The organism is Streptomyces lasalocidi (genome assembly GCF_005280215.1).
Classification (GTDB): Bacteria; Actinomycetota; Actinomycetes; order Streptomycetales; family Streptomycetaceae; genus Streptomyces; species Streptomyces longwoodensis.
This window is the reverse complement of sequence record NZ_SZNQ01000001.1, coordinates 2,920,979-2,936,768: the sequence shown is the minus strand read 5'-3', so window position 1 is coordinate 2,936,768 and position 15,790 is coordinate 2,920,979. Positions and strand designations below refer to the sequence as shown.

General features: G+C 71.4%; 14 protein-coding genes. 3 read left to right on the top strand and 11 right to left on the bottom strand.

Going from position 1 to position 15,790, the window contains the following annotated elements:
• Nucleotides 1-97: 97 nt before the first annotated feature.
• On the bottom strand, nt 98-1,315 hold the full coding sequence (locus tag E4U91_RS12995; protein WP_137307005.1) for a helix-turn-helix domain-containing protein: 1,218 nt from the start codon (nt 1,313-1,315) through the stop codon (nt 98-100).
• 378 nt (nt 1,316-1,693) lie between these two features.
• Complete coding sequence (locus E4U91_RS12990; protein WP_137307004.1) at nt 1,694-2,032, bottom strand: hypothetical protein; 339 nt, start codon at nt 2,030-2,032, stop codon at nt 1,694-1,696.
• Nucleotides 2,033-2,360: 328 nt separating this feature from the next.
• Between E4U91_RS12990 and E4U91_RS12985 the strand changes: the two genes are divergently transcribed.
• Both E4U91_RS12985 and E4U91_RS12980 read left to right on the top strand, forming a co-directional pair.
• Nucleotides 2,361-2,888: a universal stress protein gene (locus E4U91_RS12985; protein ID WP_137307003.1), complete on the top strand. Its 528-nt coding sequence runs from the start codon at nt 2,361-2,363 to the stop codon at nt 2,886-2,888.
• Between the two features lie 117 nt (nt 2,889-3,005).
• On the top strand, nt 3,006-3,569 hold the full coding sequence (locus tag E4U91_RS12980; protein WP_137307002.1) for a GPR1/FUN34/YaaH family transporter: 564 nt from the start codon (nt 3,006-3,008) through the stop codon (nt 3,567-3,569).
• 159 nt (nt 3,570-3,728) lie between these two features.
• On the opposite strand, the gene glmS is transcribed toward E4U91_RS12980, so the two are convergent.
• Entirely contained in the window at nt 3,729-5,546 is a 1,818-nt protein-coding gene (gene glmS, locus E4U91_RS12975) for a glutamine--fructose-6-phosphate transaminase (isomerizing) (protein WP_137307001.1), read from the bottom strand.
• Between the two features lie 67 nt (nt 5,547-5,613).
• On the bottom strand, nt 5,614-5,871 hold the full coding sequence (locus E4U91_RS12970) for a hypothetical protein (RefSeq protein WP_137307000.1): 258 nt from the start codon (nt 5,869-5,871) through the stop codon (nt 5,614-5,616).
• 186 nt (nt 5,872-6,057) lie between these two features.
• Between E4U91_RS12970 and E4U91_RS12965 the strand changes: the two genes are divergently transcribed.
• Nucleotides 6,058-7,623, top strand: a complete 1,566-nt coding sequence (locus E4U91_RS12965; protein WP_137306999.1) for a fibronectin type III domain-containing protein — start codon at nt 6,058-6,060, stop codon at nt 7,621-7,623.
• A 36-nt stretch (nt 7,624-7,659) separates the two neighbouring features.
• Here E4U91_RS12965 and E4U91_RS12960 read toward each other — a convergent pair whose 3' ends face one another.
• From E4U91_RS12960 to E4U91_RS12930, 7 genes are all read right to left on the bottom strand, one after another.
• The gene (locus E4U91_RS12960) at nt 7,660-8,523 is read right to left on the bottom strand and encodes a DUF4429 domain-containing protein (RefSeq protein WP_137306998.1); all 864 of its coding nucleotides are present in this window, start codon (nt 8,521-8,523) and stop codon (nt 7,660-7,662) included.
• Between the two features lie 34 nt (nt 8,524-8,557).
• Nucleotides 8,558-10,327, bottom strand: a complete 1,770-nt coding sequence (locus tag E4U91_RS12955; RefSeq protein WP_137306997.1) for an IucA/IucC family protein — start codon at nt 10,325-10,327, stop codon at nt 8,558-8,560.
• On the bottom strand, nt 10,324-10,866 hold the full coding sequence (locus E4U91_RS12950) for a GNAT family N-acetyltransferase (protein ID WP_137306996.1): 543 nt from the start codon (nt 10,864-10,866) through the stop codon (nt 10,324-10,326). The genes E4U91_RS12955 and E4U91_RS12950 overlap by 4 nt, the downstream gene beginning before the upstream one ends.
• Complete coding sequence (locus E4U91_RS12945) at nt 10,863-12,155, bottom strand: lysine N(6)-hydroxylase/L-ornithine N(5)-oxygenase family protein (RefSeq protein ID WP_137306995.1); 1,293 nt, start codon at nt 12,153-12,155, stop codon at nt 10,863-10,865. The genes E4U91_RS12950 and E4U91_RS12945 overlap by 4 nt, the downstream gene beginning before the upstream one ends.
• Nucleotides 12,139-13,581, bottom strand: coding sequence for a lysine decarboxylase DesA (gene desA / locus E4U91_RS12940; protein ID WP_137306994.1), 1,443 nt, complete (start codon nt 13,579-13,581; stop codon nt 12,139-12,141). The genes E4U91_RS12945 and desA overlap by 17 nt, the downstream gene beginning before the upstream one ends.
• Nucleotides 13,582-13,747: 166 nt before the next feature.
• Nucleotides 13,748-14,569: a siderophore-interacting protein gene (locus E4U91_RS12935; protein WP_137306993.1), complete on the bottom strand. Its 822-nt coding sequence runs from the start codon at nt 14,567-14,569 to the stop codon at nt 13,748-13,750.
• A gap of 44 nt (nt 14,570-14,613) precedes the next feature.
• The gene (locus E4U91_RS12930; protein ID WP_137306992.1) at nt 14,614-15,666 is read right to left on the bottom strand and encodes an ABC transporter substrate-binding protein; all 1,053 of its coding nucleotides are present in this window, start codon (nt 15,664-15,666) and stop codon (nt 14,614-14,616) included.
• Between the last annotated feature and the right edge of the window lie 124 nt (nt 15,667-15,790).

The following is a 15,790-nucleotide window of genomic DNA, read 5'->3' as shown; positions in this document are numbered from 1 at the left end:
TGCGCGCGCACCCCGCGGGACGCGGCCGGGCAGCCGGACGGGACCGGGGGCGGGTGACCCCCGGTCCATCGGGGCACGGGCCCCCGGTCCTCGTGCGTCAGGCTCCGCTGCGCTGCCCCGGCAGGCTCGCCTGCGGCAGGCCCGAGCCGACCCCGGCCGCCGTGCGGCGGGTCTGCATCGGGACCGCGGAGTCCGGGTGCAGCCCCGCGGCCGGGCCGATCGGGGAGGGCGCCGCGGACTGCGGCGGGGCGGACGGGGACGGCGACGGGGCCTCGGGCTCCGGCGTGCGTTCCCCCTGCGGCCGGCGCGCCCGGTACGCCGCCCGGTAGGCGGCCGGGGACGAGCCCAGCTGACGGCGGAAGTGGCCGCGCAGCGCGACCGGTGAGCGGAAGCCGCACCGGCCCGCCACCTCGTCCACCGAGTAGTCCGACGTCTCCAGCAGGCGCTGTGCCTGCAGGACGCGCTGCGTGATCAGCCACTGGAGCGGGGCGCTGCCCGTCAGCGACCGGAAGCGGCGGTCGAAGGTCCGCCGGCTCATGTACGCGCGCGCGGCGAGCGTCTCCACGTCGAACTGTTCGTGGAGGTGCTCCAGCGCCCAGGCGACGACCTCGGCGAGCGGGTCGGCGCCGATCTCCTCGGGTAAAGACCTGTCGAGGTAGCGCTCCTGACCGCCCGAGCGGCGCGGCGGCACCACCAGGCGCCGGGCCAGCGCGCCGGCCGCCTCGTTGCCGTGGTCCGTGCGCACGATGTGGAGGCACAGGTCGATGCCGGCCGCCGTACCGGCGGAGGTCAGCACGTCCCCGTCGTCCACGAACAGTTCTCGCGGATCCACGTGCACCGACGGGTAGCGCTTGGCCAGCGTCGGTGCGTACATCCAGTGCGTCGTCGCGGGACGGCCGTCCAGCAGGCCCGCCGCCGCCAGCACGAAGGCGCCGGTGCACAGTCCGACGATGCGGGCGCCTTCCTCGTGCGCGCGGCGCAGGGCGTCGAGCGCCTCCTCCGGCGGCGGTGACGTTATCGACCGCCAGGCCGGCACCACGACGGTGCCCGCCCGCGAGATCGCTTCCAGGCCATGTGGCGCGGTGAGTTCCAGGCCCCCTGTGGTCCGCAGCGGGCCTTCCTCGCCGGCGCACACCAACAAGCGGTAGCGCGGCACGCCGGCGTCCTGGCGGTCAATCCCGAACACCGACAGCGGAATGGAACTCTCGAAGATGGGGCCGCCGCTGAACAGCAGCACCGCGACGATCTCCTTGCGGCGTCGCCCGGACAGTTTCCGGGCCGCGGCTTCCGGCGCGGCAGTGGAGTCGTGGCTCATACTGCTAAGCCCCCCTCGGTGGTCGCGGCTCCTCGGTTGTGTCGCTCCTGCACGTTTCCCCTCGGTCCTGCACGAGTCCCCCGCCGTAGACAGTCAAGATCGAATCTACTGTGTCGCGTCGTGCCGGGGTGACCAGGTTCGCCACCCGGCACATTGTCGACATGGCAACTTGGCGTGAAGCATTCGATCACGAAGCGTTGCACTCCCGGGAGGTGCAGGGAAGTGCGCCTCGTCGCAGTGGCCAATCTCCATAGGGTGCACAGGGCATCCCGAGGGCTGTTTGCGCAGGTCGAACGGCATGAAGGGGGTCTTCCCCACCCGGGACACGCGGGGGCCGGAAGTTGGCTGAAAAGAAGCGTCCGCGTGCGCGGAAACCGGTCAGCCGACCGGTGTGCTCCCACCAGTGTGACGTGTGCCTCGGTGTGCTCCGGTCCCGCCCCACGCGCGGGACCCCGGACGGGGCGCGGGGGCCGCGTGGTGCCCCTGGTGGTGCGGGCGGTCGTGCGGGTGCTCCGGCGCCGGGCGGGCCGCGCCACGTTCGGACCGGCGCAGCAGCAGCCGGCACACCGCTGTGACGGCGGCGAGACCCAGGGCGGTTCCCATCGCCCCGGTCGGCGAACTGCCGTACCAGAGAAGGACGACGGGGACGAGGACACAGCTGAAGGCCGCCCAGCGGATGAGCTCGGTCGTCCTGTCGTCGCCGGGCGGTACGGTCATGGCGGCCTCCCTGGGGGCACGGATCACCGGGTTCAACGCCCGTCCGGCCGGCCGGTCACCCACCGGAACCCCGGCAGGCAGGTGAAAGCCGCCCGAACCGCCTGTACGGGGCAGCAACCATTGCGTGACGGGCGCCCCCTCGTGCATGCTCCCTGGAACCCCGCGCACGGTGTGCGGGGACCCCCCCCACCTCCGGTGCGGCGGGAACTGGGCTGAGGAGGCGTGGCGCCGTACCCTTGGGGGTATGGGGTCGGGAAGATGATTCCCGGACACAGCTCCGCCGCTCAGTGTCGTCCCACCCACTAAGGATCGATTCGCCGAGACAGCCATGGCCGGTCACGAATTCTTCGAACCCGCGGACCGCAAGCGGCCGGTCGCCGACCCGACGGCGGCCGAACCCCTGGCGGCGGAAGAGACGCGCCCCACCTGCGACCCGGCGTTCCAGCACGGTGTCGTGGTGGGCTTCGACGGCTCCACCTCGAGTGAGCGTGCCCTCGCGTACGCCATCGGCATGGCCCACCGCTCCCGCGCGGGCCTGATCATCGTCCACGTGGCCAACCGGCTGCCCACCACCGTGTGGGCGGGCTGCGAGCCGCCGGTCTTCGTCGACGTGCCGGACCACCGCACCGAGGTCCTCGGCCTGGAGCTGGCCTGCGCGGACTACCTCTCCGAGGTGCCCTGGATCCTGGTCGAGCGCGGCGGCGACATCTGCCACGAACTCGAGGAGGTCGGCCGCGAGTACGAGGCGGACGCCATCGTGGTCGGCTCCACGCACGGCCTCGTGGGGCGCATGTTCGGCTCCGTCGCCGGGCGCCTCGCCAAGCGGGCCAAGCGCCCGGTCGTCGTCATCCCGTAATCCTCCGGGCCCCTGGCTTCCCAACTGCTCGACTCTCTTCGCGCGCAGAGGTGTTCGTGCCCTTGTGAAGGGCATATATCGGTCACCACAACTGCACATGCACGAAGGGAGCCCGCCGTGGACAACGACGTCTCAGCGGGAAGCACCACCACGATCGTGGGCCGACTCGCCCTCGGCGTCACCCTGTTGGCCTTCGGGCTCGGGTACACCGACGTGATCGACGGCGTGACGGCTGCGGATGCCGTATCCATCGCCCACTACATCGGCGGCGTCGCGCTGTTCGTCGCCGGCCTGTTCGCCTTCCGTGACCGTGACGTCCCCGCCGGCACGGCCTTCGTGGCCCTCGGCGCCTTCTGGTTCACCTGGGCGCTGTCCGCCGGCGCGCAGGCCTCCGACAACGCGGTGGGCCTGTTCCTGCTGCTGTTCGCCCTCGTGGTCCTCTCCCTGACGGTGACGGGCGGGGACCAACTCGACCGGGGCACCTACGGGTTGTTTCTCGTCTCGCTGGTCCTGCTCGCCGTCGCGCGCTTCGCGGACGCCGACTCCCTGGCCGAGGTGGGCGGTTGGTTCGCCGTGGCCGCGGGCGCCGTCGCGTGGTACGCGGCCACCGCGGCGGCGGCCCACTGGCCGACCGCCGTGCCACGACGTGCTGCCGGCCGGGGGGTGACGGCCCACGGCTGAAAGGGCAGCCGACGCCGGGTGGTTGGGCGCACCCGGCACACAGGGGCGGGCCCCCGCGTGCACAGCGGCACGCGGGGGCCCGCTCCCGTCGTCCCCGAGGCGCCCGGGGGGCGCCTCGCGGGGTCCTGCCCGGCCCGGGGGCCGACTCGATCCGGGGTCCTACTCGACCGTCACCGACTTCGCCAGGTTGCGCGGCTTGTCGATGTCGCGGCCCAGGGCCTTCGCCGTGTAGTAGGCGAGGAGCTGGAGCGGGATGCCCATCAGGATGGGGTCGAGCTCGGCCTCGTTCTTCGGCACGACGATCGTGCGGTCGGCCTTCTCCTGGTGCTGGTGGGCGACGGCCAGGATCTGGCCGTGGCGGGCCTTGATCTCCTCCAGGGCCGCGCGGTTCTTCTCCAGCAGGTCGTCGTCGGGGACGATCGCGACCGTCGGCAGCGCCGGCTCGATCAGGGCCAGCGGACCGTGCTTGAGCTCGGAGGCGGGGTAGGCCTCGGCGTGGATGTAGGAGACCTCCTTGAGCTTCAGGGACGCCTCGCGGGCCACCGGGTAGCCCCGGACGCGGCCGATGAAGAGCATCGAGCGGGCCTCGGCGAACTCGTCGGCCAGCTTCTTGATCTCCTCCTCCTGGGAGAGGATCTCGGCGATCTGCCCGGGCAGCTTGCGCAGCCCCTCGATGATCCGCTTGCCGTCGCGCACCGACAGGTCACGGGTGCGGCCCAGGTGCAGGGCGAGCAGGGCGAAGGCGACCGTGGTGTTGGTGAAGCACTTGGTGGACACCACGCACACCTCGGGGCCGGCGTGCACGTAGACGCCGCCGTCCGCCTCGCGGGCGATCGCCGAGCCGACCACGTTGACCACGCCGAGGACGCGGGCGCCCTTGCGCTTGAGCTCCTGCACGGCGGCGAGGACGTCGTAGGTCTCACCGGACTGGGAGACGGCGATGTACAGGGTGTCGGGGTCGACGACCGCGTTGCGGTAGCGGAACTCCGAGGCGGGCTCGGCGTCCGCGGGGATGCGGGCCAGCTCCTCGATCATCTGGGCGCCGATCATGCCCGCGTGGTAGGAGGTGCCGCAGCCGAGGATCTTCACCCGGCGGATCTGGCGCGCCTCGCGGGCGTCCAGGTTGAGGCCGCCGAGGTGCACGGTGGAGAAGCGGTCGTCGATGCGGCCGCGCAGCACGCGGTCCACGGCGTCGGCCTGCTCGTGGATCTCCTTGTGCATGTAGGTGTCGTGGCCGCCCATGTCGTAGGAGGCGGCCTCCCACTCCACGGTGGTGGGCTCCGCGGTGGTGCGGGTGCCCTCGGTGGTGTAGGTGCGGAAGTCGTCGGCCTTGAGGGTGGCCATCTCTCCGTCGTCCAGCGTCACTATCTGCCGGGTGTGGGCGACCAGCGCGGCGATGTCGGACGCGACGAACATCTCCTTCTCGCCGATGCCGAGGACCACCGGGGAGCCGTTGCGGGCGACGACGATGCGGTCCGGGAAGTCGGCGTGCATCACGGCGATGCCGTAGGTGCCCTCGACCACGTGCAGCGCCTGGCGGACCTTGTCCTCCAGCTTGTCGGCCTGCGCGCGGGCGATCAGGTGGGTGAGCACCTCGGTGTCGGTCTCGGAGAGGAACTCCACGCCGTCCGCCTCGAGCTTGCGGCGCAGGTCGGCGGCGTTGTCGATGATGCCGTTGTGCACCACGGCGACCTTGCTGTCGGCCGACAGGTGCGGGTGGGCGTTCACGTCGGAGGGGGCGCCGTGGGTGGCCCAGCGGGTGTGGGCGATGCCGGTGGTGCCCTTGAAGCGGGCCGGCACCTTGGCCTCGAGGTCGCGCACCCGGCCCTTGGCCTTGACCATCTTCAGGGCCGGCGTCTTCGGGGAGCTGACGACGATGCCCGCCGAGTCGTAGCCGCGGTACTCCAGGCGCTGCAGGCCCTCCAGCAGCAGGGGGGCGACATCACGCTTCCCGATGTATCCGACGATTCCGCACATGTAAGGGTGTTCCTCTTCAGTTCTCGGCTCGGTCCCGGCCGCCCGGGAGGCGGCCCACGGCTGCGGCTCAGCCGTAGACGATGCGCCGCAGCTGACGGAGCGTGAGCTCCGGCGGCGCCACCGCGCGGTACTTCAGGTCCGCCTCGATCCGTTCGAAGATCGTCGCGTTCACCAGTCCCTGGGCCTGGAGTTCGCGGTGGCGGCGACGGACGTATTGCTCGGTCGTCTCGTCGAAATAGGCCAGCACGTCCTGGACCACCCGCAGCGCCTCGCCCCTGCTGAGGGGCGTGGTGCGGGTCAGGTGATCAACAAGCTCGTCGTGCACCCGGTAGATCCTGGGGTACCGGAGCGACTTTCGCAAGGAACCTGCCCGATTTCGGGCAAGCGCCTGGGAACAAGTCTTGGCGGAACATTGAGACTCTCATGAGCCCTTGTTCGGCGCCCGTCCACCCGGCGTCCCGCGAATGGTCGCCCGAGGAGACGATTTTCAGTCGTCATGGACATTCCTCGCATGGGCGTACCCGACCAGCTCGCCGACCGCATGAGCATGGCCGAGCAGCACGAGTACCTGCGCTCCCGCTTCTCCCGGCGCACGATGATGCGCGGCGGCGCGGTCACCCTCGGTGCCGTGGTCGGCGGCGCCTTCGTCCCGGGCGCCACCGCCCGGGCCGCCGTTCCCATCCGCTCCACCGCGCCCTCGGCCCAGAAGATCGACGGCCGCCTCGTCGCCCCCTTCGGCCGGCACCTCGCCTACGGCAACGACCCCCGCACCGAGATGACCGTCTCCTGGCAGGTGCCGGTCGCCGTCGACAAGCCCTTCCTGCGCATCGGCGCCCACCCCTGGGACCTCTCCCACCGGATCGGCGCCGAGGTCCGCACCCTGTACACCCCGGCCGGCGTCGGCGCGAGCGCAGACCACACCCAGTACTACGTCCACGCCAAGCTGGCCGGCCTCAAGCCCGGCCGCACCTACTACTACGGCGTCGGCCACGCGGGCTTCGACCCGGCCGAGCCCCACCTGCTGGGCACCCTCGGCACGTTCACCACCGCCCCCGCCCACAAGGCGCCGTTCACCTTCACCGCCTTCGGCGACCAGGGCGTCAGCTACCACGGCCTCGCCAACGACGCCCTGATCCTCGGCCAGAACCCGGCCTTCCACCTGCACGCCGGCGACATCGCCTACGCCGACCCCTCCGGCGCCGGCAAGACCGCCGACACGGGCTTCGACGCGCGCACCTGGGACCAGTTCCTCGCCCAGACCGAGTCGGTCGCCAAGTCCGTGCCGTGGATGGTCTCCTACGGCAACCACGACATGGAGGCCTGGTACTCGCCCAACGGCTACGGCGGCGAGGAGGCCCGCTTCACCCTCCCCGACAACGGGCCCGACAAGAAGAACCTGCCGGGCGTCTACTCCTTCGTCCACGGCAACACCGCGATCATCTCCCTCGACCCCAACGACGTCTCCTTCGAGATCCCAGCGAACCTGGGCATCTCCGGCGGAACCCAGACGAAGTGGTTCGAGACCCAGCTGAAGAAGTACCGCGCGGCCAAGGACATCGACTTCGTCGTCGTCTTCTTCCACCACTGCGCCTACTGCACCTCCACCGCCCACGCCTCCGAGGGCGGCGTGCGCCAGGAGTGGGTGCCGCTGTTCGAGAAGTACCAGGTCGACCTCGTCATCAACGGCCACAACCACCAGTACGAGCGCACCGACGTCATCAAGGGCGACACCGTCACCAAGAAGCTCCCCATCGGCGGCACCGCCTACCCCGAGACCGAGGGCGTCGTCTACGTCACCGCCGGCGCCGCGGGCCGCAGCCTGTACGCCTTCACCGCCCCCGACTCCTACGAGGGCCACGAGCACGAGGTCGACGCGGTCGCCTCGTTCGTCAACACCAAGGACGGCAAGGTCAACGAGACCGTCGCCTGGTCCCGGGTGCGCTACCTCAACTACTCGTTCCTGCGCGTGGACGTCACCCCCGCCCCCAAGGGGCACTACACCACCCTGACGGTCCAGGGCATCGCCGAGACCGGCGACCGCATCGACCACTTCACGGTGGCCCGCCGGGCCAAGTAGCCCCAGGGGGCGCCGATCACGCCGGGCGGGCGGTCCTCACATCCGGTCGAGGACCGCCCGCTTGGCGCGGGTGAACTCCTCGTCGGTCAGCACGCCCGAGCGGTGCAGATCGCCGAGCTCGCGCAGCCGCCGCAGCAGCACGTCGTGGTCCCCGTCGTCCGCGGCCGGGGCCACGGGCGGCGCCGGCTCCGCCCGCACCGCCGCCGGGTGCGGCAGCCGCGCCTGCACGGCCGCCGCCACCAGCGCCATCAGCGGGTCCTTGCGGAACCCCCACAGCTCCACCGCGTTCGGGTCGTACTTCGGCGGCACCTTGGCGGGCGCGCCGCGCACCGTGAAGCGCAGGAACCCGTTCTGCAGGCGCAGCGACGGCCACCACTCCACGCCGACCACGTCGGCCAGCGCCAGCGTGCGCGTCCCGACGGACGTCTTGGCCTCCTCCGCCTTCCAGTTCCACTCCAGCTGCACGCGCTCCCCGTCGAAGCTCACCTTGCCGTCCCCGGCGGCGACCGACAGCGGCACCGCGGGCCCCGGCAGCAGGTAGGCGTCCACCGGGTCGGCCGGCACCCGGTCCAGGGTCAGCGCGGTGCGCACCTCGTCCACCAGGTACTCGGCGACGCCGTACCGGTCCGGCTCGACGACCAGCCGGTACGGGTCGTGCGGCTCGGCCAGGCGGCCGCCCGTCGCCAGGAGGAGGGGGTCGGCGCCGTCGCGGAGCCGCAGCCGCAGCCGGCCCGCCCTGCGGCCCCGCTCGAACGAGATCCCCGCCAACGCCTCCAGCGGGACGACGAGTTCACCCAGGGTGCCGCGCAGGAGGCTGACCCCTTTGTCCCGTCCCGGGGTCAGCCGCAGGGCGTCGCCGTCGAACGCCCACGTGCCGTCCTTCTGGAGGATCTCCGCCATGGGGCGATCCTCCCAGCCGCCCGGCTCGGGGGGATCAGTACCCGGCGATCGGGTTCTCCAGGGTGCCGACCAGCTGGAGCGCGCCGGACGGGTCCGCCAGGTCCACCATCTGCCGGTTGTCGCGCAGTTGCAGCCGGTTCAGGCAGGACAGCGCGAACTCGGGCGCGAACAGGTCGTACCGGGCGAACTTCTCGGCGAGCTGCGGCGTCGCCTCCTGGTACTCCCGGGTGACCTCGGCGACCGTGCGCCAGAAGCCGTCCTCCGCCAGGACGCCGTCGGCGGCGAGCTGGGCCGCCAGGAAGCGGAAGAAGCAGTCGAAGACGTCCGTGAAGACCGACAGCAGCTTCTGGTCCTCGGGCACCTCCACCCGGATCCGCCGCACCTCCGGCGGCAGCACCGCGTCCGGGTCCAGCACCGCGATCTCCTCGGCGATGTCCTTGTAGACGGCCCGCTGCACCACCCCGTCCCGCAGCACCAGGATCACGTTCTCCCCGTGCGGCATGTACACCAGGTCGTAGGCGTAGAAGCTGTGCAGCAACGGCGTGTAGTACGCCCGCAGGTAGCGCCGCAGCCACTCCGCCGGCGCCAGCCCCGAGCGCTCGATCAGCGCGCCCGCGAACGACGCCCCCTCGTGGTCCACGTGCAGCAGCGACGCCATGGTCGCGAGCGACTCGCCCTGCGCGAGCGACGGCACCGGGCTCTCCCGCCACAGCGCCGCCAGCATCTTGCGGTACGGCGAGTAGCGGTCCGTCGCCTGCTCGTACTCCAGGTGCCGGTAGCCGACCGCCGCCCGCTCCCGGATGATCGTCAGGCCCGTCGCCTTCAGCACCGGGTCGCCCTCGACGAGCCGGGCCAGCCAGTCGTTGATGGCGGGCGTCGCCTCCATGTACGCGGCCGACAGACCGCGCATGAAGCCCATGTTGAGCACGGACAGCGCCGTCTTCACGTAGTGCTTCTCGGGGTGCGAGGTGTTGAAGAACGTCCGGATGGACTGCTGGGCCAGGTACTCGTCCTCGCCCTCGCCCAGGCACACCAGGTGGCGCCGGGCGACCTCCGCGGCGAAGGTCACCGACAGCTTGTTCCACCACTGCCAGGGGTGCACCGGGATCAGCAGGTAGTCGGCCGGGTCCAGGCCCTGCGCGGTCAGCTGCCCGTGGAACCGCTCGACAGTCCCCTCGCCCAGCTCCTGCCGCAGGAACGACTCGTGGTCGATGCCCGCCCCGGCCGTGAACGCGGCCCGCGAACGGTGCGCCGCCAGCCACACCAGCCGCACCGGGCTCGCCGTCTCCGGGGCGTACGACAGGTACTCGTGGACGCCGAAGCCGAGCCGCCCGTTGTTCGCCACGAAACAGGGGTGGCCCTCGGTCATCCCCGTCTCGATCGCCTGGAACCCGGCGTGGACCAGCTCCGCGACCGGGACCTGCGGCTTGGTGAGCTTGTAGCAGGTCCCCGAGAGCGTCGAGGAGATCTCCTCCAGGTACACCGGCAGGATCTCGTCGCTCAGCCCCAGCGACTGCCGCAGCTCGATGCAGAAGTCCAATGCTGCCAGGGGCAGTTCCTCCCCGGCGCGGGTGCGGGTGATCGAGCCGGCGTCGACCTGCCAGTGGTCCAGCGCCCGGCGCACGGCGGTGAACCGGTACGCGGTCAGCCCGTCGTCGCTGCGCACGACGTACCCCTCGCCCTCCGGCTCGGGCGTGATCAGCCGCTCGTGCGCGAACTCGGCGAGCGCCTTGCGCACCAGCAGGCGGTTGGCCGACTCCCAGCGCTCGGGGGAGAGGTGGGCCACGGCGTCGGCGGGGCTCATGCGGACACCCCCGTCGCCGCGAGGAACTGCTCCCGGGTGCAGAAGCTCAGCAGCGCCCGCTTCTCCGGCTTCCGCACCTCCCGCTCGGGCACGAAGCCGACGGCCTCGTTGAGGGCGTGCACGGCCGTGTTCGCCACGTCCGGCTCGACGACCACCCGCCGCACCGCCGGGTCCGCGAAGAGGTAGGCCATCACCGCGGTGATGACGGCCCGCGTGAACCCGTGCTCCGGCCGGTCCGTCGCCGGCGTCAGGAAGTGCATCCCGACGTCCCCCGGCCGCGCCTCGTACAGCCCGACCAGCTCGCGGTGGGCCGGGTCGTACCGCTCCATCAGGAACGCCGGCACCCCGTCCCGCTCCCCGAGGAACGCGTCGTGGTGCTCGTCGGCCGCGATCTCCCTGTAGGCCCGCTCGACGTCCTCCAGCCGGGCGTCCTGCATCATCCAGAACGCGGCCTTGGGATGCGTGACCCAGGAGTGCACGAGCCGTCCGTCGCTCAGGGGGTCCAGGGGGCGGAAGGTGAAGGTGTGGGGGGTGGTCATGCGGAGAACTCCTGGAAGGCGATCGTCTTCTCGACCGGGTAGTACTCGGTGCCGAGCAGTTCGCTGATGATGTAGCTGTTGCGGTACGCGCCCATGCCCAGGTCGGGGGACGTGATGCTGTGGGTGTGGACGCCGGCGTTCTGCAGGAAGACGCCCCGGCCGGTGACGTCGATCGCGTAGTTGCGGGCGACGTCGAAGTTGCCGTGGGAGTCGTACACCAGGCGGTCGCGGACGGGGGCGAGGAACGCGGGCTCGGTGTAGTGGTAGCCGGTGGCGAGGACCAGGCCGTCGCCGGACAGCTCGAAGTCCTTGCCCTGCTCCTCCTGGCGGAAGGTGAGGGTGTAGGTGCCGTTCTCGTGGCGGGCCCCGGTGAGCGCGGAGTTGGTGAGCAGGCGGGTGGGGACCGGGCCGGCCAGGTTCTTCTGGTAGAGCAGGTCGAAAATGTCGTTGATCAGGTCGCCGTCGATGCCCTTGAACAGGCCCTTGTGCTGCTGGGTGAGCCGGTAGCGGGTGGCCTCGGGCAGGGCGCGGTAGTAGTCGACGTACTCGGGGGACGTCATCTCCAGCGTCAGCTTGGTGTACTCCAGCGGGAAGAACCGCGGGGAGCGGGTCACCCAGTTCAGGCGGTAGCCGTGGACGTCGATTTCGCTGAGCAGGTCGTGGTAGATCTCGGCGGCGGACTGGCCGGAGCCGACCAGGGTGATCGACTCCTTCTGCCGGAGCGCGTCGCGGTGCTGCACGTAGCGGGAGGTGTGGAGAAAGTCGCCGTCCAGTCCGCGCACGGCCTCGGGCAGGTGGGGGGAGGTGCCGGTGCCGAGGACCAGGTGGCGGCCGCGGTAGGTGTCGCCGCCCTCGGTGCGCACGGCGTACACGGCGTCGTCCTCGTCGTACGTCACCTCGGTGACCGTCGTGCCGAAGCGGATGCTGCCGAGCTGGTGGGCGGCCCAGCGGCAGTAGTCGTCGTACTCGACCCGCAGCGGGTAGAAGTTCTCGCGGATGTAGAACGAGTACAGCCGGCCCTTGTCCTTCAGGTAGTTGAGGAAGGAGTAGGGCGACGTCGGGTCGGCGAGGGTGACCAGGTCCGACATGAACGGCGTCTGGAGGTGGGCGCCGTCGAGGAACATGCCGGCGTGCCACTCGAAGTCGGGCTTGGACTCCAGGAAGACGCCGTCGAGTTCGGCGATGGGCTCGGTGAGGCAGGCGAGGCCCAGGTTGAACGGGCCGAGCCCGATGCCCACGAAGTCGTAGGTCTTCCCCGTGGCGTCGGTGGACTCAGGAAGCGCGGTCAAGGGACTCTCCCAGGTACTGCTCGGCGTGGCCGGCGATCAGGTCGAGGACGGCGGCGATGTCGCCGGTCGTCGTCTCGGGGTTGAGCAGGGTGAACTTCAGGTAGTGGCGGCCGCCGACCTTGGTGCCCGCGACCACGGCGTCCCCGGAGGCGAACAGGGCCTTGCGGGCGTGGAGGTTGGCGCGGTCGATCCCGGCGGGGTCGGTGACGGCGGCGGGGACGTAGCGGAAGACCAGGGTGGACAGCGAGGGCGCGACGACGACGTCGAAGCGCGGGTCCGCGGCGAGCAGTTCCCAGCCCTCGGCGGCGAGGTCGCACACCTCGTCGAAGAGCTGTCCGATGCCGTCGGCGCCCATGACGCGCAGGGTCGTCCACAGCTTGAGGGCGTCGAAGCGGCGGGTGGTCTGCAGGGACTTGTCCACCTGGTTGGGGATGCGCTCGTGCACCATGCGGCGGGGGTTGAGGTACTCGGCGTGGTAGGTGGCGTGCCGCAGGGTGGCGGCGTCGCGGACCAGGACGGCCGAGGAACTCACCGGCTGGAAGAAGGACTTGTGGTAGTCGACGGTGACCGAGTCGGCGTGCTCGATGCCGTCGATGCGGTCCCGGTGCTTCAGGGAGGTGAGCAGTCCGCAGCCGTAGGCGGCGTCGACGTGCATCCAGGTGCCGTACCGGGCGCACAGGTCGGCGATCTCGGGCAGCGGGTCGATGGAGCCGAAGTCGGTGGTGCCGGCGGTGGCGACGACGGCCATGGGGACGAGGCCGTCGCGGCGGCAGCGCTCCAGTTCGCGGGCGAGGGCGACGGTGTGCAGGCGCTTGTCGTGGTCGACGGGGAGGGTGACGACGGCGTCCGGTCCGAGGCCCAGCAGTTTCGCGGACTTCTGCACGCTGAAGTGGCTGACCTCGGAGGCGAAGATGCGCAAGGAGGCGAGGTCGTCGGTCTTGGCCTCCTCGCGGGCCAGCAGCAGGGCCTGGAGGTTGGACTGGGTGCCGCCGGAGGTGAACACGCCGTCGGCGGCGGGGCCGAGGCCGATGCGGGCGGCCGTCCAGTCGATGAGCTTGCGCTCGATGAGGGTGCCGCCGGCCGACTGGTCCCAGGTGTCGAGGGAGGAGTTGACGGCGGTGAGGACCGCCTCGCCGAGGAGGGCCGGGATGACGACGGGGCAGTTGAGGTGGGCGAGGTAGCGGGGGTGGTGGAAGTGGACGGCGTCGCGGAGGTAGACCTCCTCCAACTCGTCGAGCACCGCCGCGGTGTCGTACAGGGGCCGGTCGAGGTCGATGCCGTCGATGCGGGGCGCGAGGGCGTCGACCGTGATGCCGGTGAACGGCCGGTCGGTGGCGGCGAGGTGGGCGGCCACCCGCTCGACTCCTTCGGTCACGGTGCGGCGGTACCGCTCCGCGGTCGTGTCATTGAGCAGGTGCGAGCGCATGGTGGGGCCCTCCGGGGGTGGGGACGGTCCGCTGGGGGACGGATCAGGGGCGGAGCCTCGGTTGAACTTAGGTAAGCCTAACCTAAGTTCGTTTACCGGGACACCGCCCCTGCGTGATCGTTCTCACGTTTCCAACTCCGCTGTCACCCACGGGAGTTGGCGTCCGTCACTCCACCTCGCGCAGCTGCTCCTCGGTGAGTCCCTCGCGCCAGTACCCGACGAACGTGACCCGCCGCCGGTCGATCCCGCGCTCCGCGGTGAAGTGCCGGCGCAGCGCCTTGACGGACCCCGACTCGCCCGCGATCCAGACGTACGGACGGTGCGCGGGCGGCAGGTGGGCGGCCCGTACGGCGTCGACGGCCATGGGGGAGCCGTCGCGCCGTACGAGCCGGGTGACCTCGGCGTCCGCCGGGGTCGTCAGGTCCTGGACCGTCCCGCGGTCGCGCACCTCCAGCCAGGCGCGCACGCGCCGGCCGGGCGGCAGGGACTCCAGGATCGCGGCGACGGCGGGCAGCGCCGTCTCGTCGCCCCACAGCAGCACCAGGTCGGTGTCCCCGGGCGGCCGGAACCGGATCGCCCGGTTGTCGGCGACCGCGGGCCCGAGCAGGACCACCGGGTCGCCGGCGCGCGCGCCCGCGGCCCACCGGGAGGCGTGCCCGGCGGGCTCGTGCAGGACGAAGTCGACGTCGATCTCGTCGGGGTCCCGGCGCAGCGCCCGCAGGGTGTACGACCGCATCACGGCCCGTACGCCGTCGGGGAGTTCACGCCACGCCTGCCACCAGCCGTCGCCCAGCTCGACGGGGACGCGCGGGGCGTCCTGCCCCGGGTGCGGCAGGAACAGCGACAGCGACTGGTCGCGGCCGTCGGAGCGGAAGTGCCGCAGGTCCCCGCCCCCGAAGGTGACCCGGACCAGGGACGGGCCGAGCCGCCTCGTCGTCACGACCCGCAGGGAGAAGAAGCGGAACGGGGCGGCCACGGCTGTGGTCATCGGTGCTCCTCGGTCGGGAGGGGGGGTGACCCGCCAGGTGGTGCTCAGCTGACCTTCTTGGCCTTCTCCAGGGCCTCGGCGAGGGCGGTGAGCAGCGGCACGCACTTGTCGTAGGAGAGGATCGGCTCCGGCGAGCGGGCGATGACCTGGCCGGCCTTGACCGCGGGCAGCTGCTTCCAGGTCGCCTCGGTGATGTCGGCCGGCTGGATGGCCGAGGTGCGGTCGTCCATCATGATGATGTCCGCCGGGTACTTGTCGACGTTCTCCCAGCTCAGCGACTCGTACCAGCCGCCGCCCTGCTTCTTCGCGCTCTCCGGCGGCTCGACGAAGTTCACGCCGAGGGCCTTGAAGTACTCCAGGTCGATGGAGAGGTCGGTGCCGGAGACGTAGAACAGCTCCTGGCTCGCCGAGCCGGCCATCACCTTGATCTCCGGCTTGGCCTTGGCGGCGGCGCGCAGCCGGGTCGCCGCCTCCTCGAAGCGCTTCTTGGCGTCGGTGGCCTTCGCCGCGGTCAGGTCGGCGCCCAGCGACTCGGCGAGCTCCCACATGCGCTGCAGCGGCGCGGTGAGCTGACGGTCGTACACGGAGACGCCGACGCTCGGGGCGAGCTTGGCGATCTTGTCCTTGGACGCCTCGGGGACGTACCAGAGGGTGCCGGTGGCGTCGAACATCGTGGAGATCAGCACGTCCGGCCGCAGGGCCGCGTACTTCTCGACGTTGAACTCGTCCCAGACGTTGCCGAGGATCTCGACCTTGCTGATGTCCATGTCGCCGGCCTGGACGTCGGCCTTGCCGGCGGAGGTCCTGGTCGGCCCGAAGACGCCCTTGACCTGGATGCCGTAGTCGTACAGGGCGGCGGCGACGCCGGTGAAGGCGACGATGGCCGACGGGGCCTTGCCCAGCTTCACGGTGGTGCCGCGGTCGTCCTTGAACGTCCAGGGACCGGACTTGGCCGCCGCGGACGCCGTCGAGTCCGAGCCACCGCCGCTTTTCCCGTCGTCGTCCCCGCAGGCCGCGAGGACGGCCCCGAGGCCGAGGGCGCCGCCGGCGGCGAGGATGCCGCGGCGGGTGAGGTGGCTGGCTCTGGCGTTGGACATGGTTCGCTGCTTTCGAACAGGGCGGATCACCCGCCGGACAAGTCGAAGATAGGTTAGCCTAACCTCAGATCTTGTCCAGGGGTGGCCCGCCCCGAGCCCCTCGCCGGAGCCGCCCGCGCCGGAC